The 1,301-nt window shown below is 62.6% G+C and carries 3 protein-coding genes; 1 reads left to right on the top strand and 2 read right to left on the bottom strand.

What is annotated here, in order from left to right; genetic code table 11:
• Window positions 1-20: 20 nt before the first annotated feature.
• Window positions 21-311, bottom strand: coding sequence for a hypothetical protein (locus EET03_RS30565; RefSeq protein WP_167470727.1), 291 nt, complete (start codon window positions 309-311; stop codon window positions 21-23).
• Window positions 312-620: 309 nt separating this feature from the next.
• Here EET03_RS30565 and EET03_RS28180 point away from each other — a divergent pair, with 309 nt between their 5' ends.
• Entirely contained in the window at window positions 621-920 is a 300-nt protein-coding gene (locus tag EET03_RS28180) for a PE domain-containing protein (protein ID WP_099194168.1), read from the top strand.
• Between the two features lie 54 nt (window positions 921-974).
• On the opposite strand, the gene EET03_RS30560 is transcribed toward EET03_RS28180, so the two are convergent.
• On the bottom strand, window positions 975-1,301 hold a 327-nt coding region (locus EET03_RS30560), incomplete at its 5' end, for a hypothetical protein (protein WP_167470728.1).

The raw sequence follows: 1,301 nt of genomic DNA, 5'->3' as shown, positions 1-1,301 counted from the left end.
AGTCGTAGTCGTCGGCATGCTCACGGACCAATCGGACCGCCTTGGCCTTGGTGTTCTCGTCGTACTTGCTTGGCATCGTGCCATCCTTCCCAAGAAAGGAAGTGCGCACGAAACCCGGGACGATTCAGTACTGCCAGCATCATCGCCGGGTCATACACCGACCCGCCCTTGCCATCGACCCGATACGCCGCATAGAACGCGTTCAAATCCAGCTCAGCGACGACGTCAAGCACGAAGAACGCCAGATGATCCTCGGGCAGCCACTCCCGCATCGACGGCGGCATCAGCATCAACTGATCGACATCACCCACGCGCAGATTCACCGACACTTCGAATTATCGCAGGTAGCAGCATCTTTGACTCAAATCGACACGGAAATAAACCATTCAAACCATGGATTCGTGCGACACCCTCAGCAGTACCAGGTTGGTTGCAAGTTGTTAATCTGCCCCCGCGTAACTTTGCCGGCCAGGCGAAGGGATTTGGTGGAGCCTCTGCCGGCAGTGGGCGGACATGTGCCCGGTTGGTATGGGTGGTGTTAGGTGTGCTGCCGGGATGGTAGATGCGGGATTGGATCGGCTGGTGTTTGTCGGTGGGGTGTGAGTGGGAGGTCGTAGCTGATGGTGTTTGCGGTGGAGCCGGTGGTGGTGGGAGCTTCGGCCGCAGCTCAGGCGGGATTGGCTGGGCAGCAGGGTGCTGGGATTGCCGCGGGTGCGCCGACATTGGTGGGGGTGATGCCGATGGGCGAGGATGGCGATTCGGCGGCGTTCGCTGCGGCGCTGGCCGAGGTGGGAGCAGCGTATGTGAGCACCGCTGCTGAGCATGCCGCGGCGCGCGGGGTGTTTTCTGATGCGCAGTCGGTGTCGGCCGAGATGACGGTGGCGAGTGAGGCGCTGCGCGCGGCGGCGATGACGCTGTAGCGGTTCGGCGATTGTGGTGGTGCATCCGTGGCCGGTGTTTTCGCCGGAGGACAACTATGCGACGTTGGCGTCGGGGTCTGGCCCGGCCTCGACGTTGGCTTTTGCGCAGACGTTGAGTGCGCAGGCGGCGCAGGTGCAGGCGGTGGTGGCGGCCTCGTCGGCTAGTGGGGCCTCGACGTATGGCGGCGGTTGGCGCGGGGGCTGCGTTTCGTCAAGTGGTTTGGCCCCACTGATCTGCATGAATTTTGGCCCCGGGCGTTTGGTGTTGGGGCTTGATAGTTGGTGTGCTGGTTCGGCGGCAGCGAGGTGCGCTGCGTGTTGGTGTGCGGTGTCGAGTTCGGCGGCGGTGTGCTGGGCGTATCTGATGGCGTTTTGCAGGTT

The sequence above is a fragment of the Mycobacterium innocens genome (genome assembly GCF_900566055.1).
GTDB lineage: Bacteria > Actinomycetota > Actinomycetes > Mycobacteriales > Mycobacteriaceae > Mycobacterium > Mycobacterium innocens.
The sequence above is the reverse complement of the archived record's forward strand: the minus strand, read 5'-3'. Positions and strand labels throughout refer to the sequence as shown.